Annotated in this window: 4 protein-coding genes and 1 pseudogene; 3 read left to right on the forward strand and 2 right to left on the reverse strand. The window is 37.4% G+C overall.

The features are described 5' to 3' along the window. From ACFIJP_RS08600 to ACFIJP_RS08610, 3 genes and pseudogenes are all read left to right on the forward strand, one after another. On the forward strand, positions 1-1,440 hold a 1,440-nt coding region (locus ACFIJP_RS08600), incomplete at its 5' end, for a hypothetical protein (RefSeq protein WP_375626980.1). Beyond that, a complete protein-coding gene (locus tag ACFIJP_RS08605; RefSeq protein ID WP_375626981.1) occupies positions 1,440-1,865 on the forward strand; it encodes a hypothetical protein in 426 nt (141 codons plus the stop codon). The genes ACFIJP_RS08600 and ACFIJP_RS08605, both read left to right, overlap by 1 nt. A gap of 1 nt (position 1,866) precedes the next feature. Further along, positions 1,867-2,241 (forward strand): annotated as a pseudogene (locus ACFIJP_RS08610) (hypothetical protein); the annotation flags it as partial. 1,397 nt (positions 2,242-3,638) lie between these two features. On the opposite strand, the gene ACFIJP_RS08615 reads toward ACFIJP_RS08610, so the two are convergent. Then, a complete protein-coding gene (locus ACFIJP_RS08615; protein WP_375626983.1) occupies positions 3,639-4,418 on the reverse strand; it encodes a hypothetical protein in 780 nt (259 codons plus the stop codon). Between the two features lie 111 nt (positions 4,419-4,529). Then, the coding region (locus tag ACFIJP_RS08620) for a hypothetical protein (protein WP_375626985.1) at positions 4,530-4,961 on the reverse strand (432 nt) is incomplete at its 5' end.

Consider the following 4,961-nt stretch of genomic DNA (forward strand, 5'->3'; position numbering starts at 1 on the left):
GCCGATTACAGACCAGATGTTGCGGTTGTCAACGGCAGCTTTACGGATAGCCTTGTGAATGTTTTACCAGCAGATGGTGGTTACATACCCATGCCTAGTGCAATGGTTGTGTCTCATGCTTTGGAAGAAAAGCCCTTGGGTTCAATAGCCTTTAGAAGCGGTAATGGTGTTAAGATAATCGTAGGAGGCAAGCAAAAGCTTTACAGTTATGATAGTCAAACGAAGGGTTGGAAAGACATAAGCCAAAGTGGTGTGACGTATCATGCGCATGAGGATAATCAATGGTCGTTCGCTCTGTTTGGTCAAAGAATTATTGCGGTCAATAAAAATGATAAACCACAAGTTTTTAATACCCATAGTTCTGAACGATTTGAAGATTTAGGAGGCAATCCGCCGAAAGCAGGCTTGGTGAAGGTTTGGGGACCTTTTGTTTGTTTGATGCAATTGACAGATCACCCCAATCGCATTCATTGGTCTGGTTTGGAAGATGCAAGCCATTGGACAGTTAAACAGAAAGATTGCGATTTTCAAGATTTTCCGGATGGAGAATATGTTCAAGGGGCAACAGAGTCCACCAATCCCCTCATTTTTATGCGTTCTGCTATTTATGCAGGAACCTTTGTTGCGGGTTCTAAGATTGTATTTACGTTTCAAAAGATACAAGACAAGCGAGGAGCCCGCAGTGCAGCCTCTATAGCATGTCGAGGGAGTGACGCTTTTTTTGCAGGTGATGGTGGTTTTTATCAGATGAGTTTAGATGGTCAACTTTTACCGATAGGTTTTGAAAAGGTTGATAGAACGGTTTTTAAAACATTTGATAAGTTTGCTCTTGATGAGATGCAAGGAGTTATAGACCCCATTGATAACCGGATTTACTGGTCCTTAAAGAGAGGCAATAACGAGCAAACGACCTTTGTTTATGATTGGGGTTTACAGAAATGGTCGACACTACAGGGAAAGCCTTTCACGTTCTTTCCAGTGTTTACAACAGGGTATACTTTAGAACAGTTAGATGAGATTTCGATCAATCTTGAGGCATTGCCGGCTTCTTTAGACAGCCCTCGTTGGCAAAGTGGCGCTCCAATGCTTGGTGCTTTTGATGAAAACAATCGGCTTGTTATGTTTACAGGAGCCCCGATGGAGGCAACGGTTGTTTCACAAGAGATGGGGGCACCGGATGGAAGTTTTAACTTTATCACGAAAATGTTTGCCGAAGTTGATACAACACAAGGTCTTTTAAGCATAGGGGAACGTCGTCTTCGCAATAATCAGACACCGATCACATGGCATAAGGAAAGGGTGTGTTCTTATGTCACGGGCGCTTATCATGGGCGTTCACGCAATCGTTATCACCGCTTTAAATTGCGCATTCCTAAGAATGAACCTTGGACGATGATTACGGGTTTTAATGTGGATTTACGTCCTTTTGGTAGAGGATAATGGCAAAAGTCTTTTTGACCAGTTCTTGGGATATAGAGCGTATAGCCCCTTATCTTGAAGAAATCATTGCATCTTTTAGAGAGTATGTAGAGCGTTTCAAACATGAAATTACGTTGCAAGAACTCATTGAATCTATTTGCACGGGTAAGAAACAGTTATGGCTTGTTTTGGATGATGAAGAGCGCTTTTTAGCGGTCGTCACGACCCAGATACAACAGACAGTTTTAGGAAAGAAACGCGCTCTGATTTGTGAATGTAGTGGCAAGGGTGTTCTTGATTTGGTTGACAATTTGCAAGTTGCAGAGGATTGGGCGCGTGAGAATGGCGCTTTTGAAATGGAGATCTTGGGTCGTTTGGGTTGGAAACGTGCACTGAACAAGCAAGGTTACAGCATAGATATGCTTTATTACAGGAAGGAATTGTGAAATGGGGAGCAAGACACCAGCAACAACAGAACAAAAGCAGGTACAGACAAGCGCCCCCCCTGCTTGGTTGGAGAATGTATTTAAGCGTGGGGGTAGTGATGCGTATCATCTGTATAATACAGGGGCGGGTGGTAATGTTTATGGAGGACCTCGTATTGCCCCGTTAAGTGCTCAAACCACCCAAGCCATAGGTGGTCTTGGGAGTGTACCATTGCACTATCAAAATCGCTCTTTGATGAATACAATCTATAATCCAACGTCGGCAGCCATGAATCTTAGACATATGGCTTCTGGTGGTATGGTTGGACAGAATCCGTCTTTTAATGCCGCCCTTCAAAATAGCTTAGACCGTGTAAGAAATATCATATCAAAAAACGCAATAAAGTCAATATGTTGTTTGCAATTATTTTATATGAATCCACTCAAGAATCCATCCTTTTATGCATGTTTAAATTGACTATTTTTTATATAAGATTGCCATGTATGAATAGACCATAAAAAGCAAATCATGATGTAAATATTATAACGCATGTAAACGTTCAAATGAAATGAAAAGCAGCTATCATTCATAACAGTTCATAAATTTTATGATACGTTTTTATCACAGCACAAATCACATTGTTTAAAATTTAGTTGTTTGAAATAATCGATAACATATGTTTAAAGATTACATCTTGTTTTAAAGATTGGTTTGTTTAATCGTATAAAGAACAAAATTATTGGTTCCCAAAATTGGGAAGCATAAAATCTATATTTATTATAGCAATATCTTATCACCTATTAGAGGATAATCGTTTGAAACTGTCATAAGCTTATAGGTTTAATTTATAAAGATTGCATAAAAGGATTTAAAGACAAATCGCTTTTAAAACGCTTTCTAAAAGTTTAGAAAATGATAAGTAATCAGCATAAATATAATATCATGACATATAGAATGAAAATCACAATGTTATGTCTTATGAAAGAGAAAGCTTTTTAATGATATAACGCAAGCAAGAAAACTTCAAAACCATTGTAATCTCACATGGATTTTTACTCAATTTTGAGTCAAAAGCTGTAATGTTTAAAGAATGCTCTATTCTAAGATAATGTCTCCAAAAATGGACCGGCTAATATTTAAAGAAATTAGGTTTTATGAAAAGTACAAATACGCTTATGAGAACCTCTTTAAATGCACGTTTAAACGTTTGAAACATAAAATGAGATCTTTATAAGAAACGTTAAAACTTTTTTTATTACAGTTATAACTTAGTTATCATTTGCTCTTAAGAACGTTTCATTTATGAAAAACGAAGATCTAGATTTCACAGCAGAGCAAAATCTTAAAAACCTTACACTTTATAAAAGCGTTTGTTTATTTATCTTATGAAAAGCTGCTTTGTAAAAACCAATGCTCGTAAATGTAAAAAACGTTTTGTTATAAGATATTCACTTAATATGCATGTTCTTTTGATTGGATTGTTAAAGCTACCGAGCGTTTATAGGTTTTCTCATTCAAATGAGTGAGTAAAAATCAAACGCACCATTTACGTTTCTTTTGATAAGTTTTCATATCTCTCATAGAGCGCTTGCAATATGATACGTTTTGTATATATGCATTCATTACTCCATTGTGGATGATTCATTTTAATCAATAAAAAACGCTATTTGAAAGCCGCGTCATATCACTTGGCACGGCTTTTTTTTATTTTACTCTCTCTTTTATGATATGTTTATAGCAATGCATTTTATATGCGTTTATAACCATAAAGAAGGCACGCCCCATGCGTGTTTTTATTCTGTTTTATCATTTATATTGACAACATTATCCCTTTCATACACCTCACAATTTTTTGGAACCAACCTTACTTTGCTTTTTTTGTTGATTTTTGCATTGCCATAAGCACGCCCCCAGATCGTTGCACAATATGAGATTTTAGCATTGCCATAAACAGAGCCATAAATCTCACAAGAGCCACTCACACAAGCATTCCCATAAACCTTGCCATAAATCTTTGCACGACCATTAATAACAGCATAATTATAAATTTTTGCATGGCTATAAATACAAGCCAAGCCAGAAACCTTGGCATGACCATAAACGCGTGCATAACTAAAAACCGTAGCATCATAAGAAACATGCGCATGGTCATAAATATGAGCATCAGCAAGAACGCGGGCACTACCATTCACATGAGCATACCCATAAACATTGCCATAAACATGAGCATTGCCATAGACAAAAGCATGGTCATAAACTTTAGCATATTGAGAGATAAAAGCCTTTCCATAGACTTCAGCATTGCCATAAACTTGACCACAGACTTGAGAATAATGCCGTATTTTTGCATTTTCATATACTCTTGCATGACCGTAGACACAAGCCTCATCATACACCCAGCAATTGCCATCATGGGATAGGTTAACTTCCTTTTCAATAAAGCCGCCTAAAGACCCCGCCTTTATATCATCGAAATCTTTTAAAGCTTTAATGCGATAAAGGCTTATAATATTTCGAGTAAGAGCATGTTTGATTTTTTTGATTTCACTGGTTAATTCGTATTTTTTGCACATAGAAGACCCTCACAATCTAATGTGATAAACATTTGCTAAAATTTGGAATGGGAAATTTAAAAGAGGGGCGCCCCCGCCGCGCCTGTACTTCCATTTACACTGCTTTATTGATTAGACCCAGACAATCTCTAATTCACCATAAGGAGAGAGACGTTCAGTATAGGTTTTTATTTTAGTAGACCCGCCGACATTTTCACGAATAACAGCAATTCCATGAATATGAGCATTTTCAAAAACATGCACGTTATTTGCTATACGAGCGTTTTCATAAACCCTAGCATTGTCATAAACATAGGCATTATCATAAATAATAGCCTTGCCATAAACACGCGCATTACCATAGACATGGGAATTATTAGAAATAACAGCCTTGCCATAAACATGGGCATTATTATAGACATAGCCAGCAACGATAGCATTGTCATAAACCCGCGCATGACCATAGATATGACCACAAGTGACAGCCTTGCCAAAAACCCTTGCATTTTCATAAACGTGACCATTTTTAAACACAAGAGCCTCATCATACACCCAGCAATTTCC

It is taken from the genome of Bartonella sp. MU37NMGALS (assembly GCF_042194015.1).
Lineage (GTDB): Bacteria > Pseudomonadota > Alphaproteobacteria > Rhizobiales > Rhizobiaceae > Bartonella > Bartonella grahamii.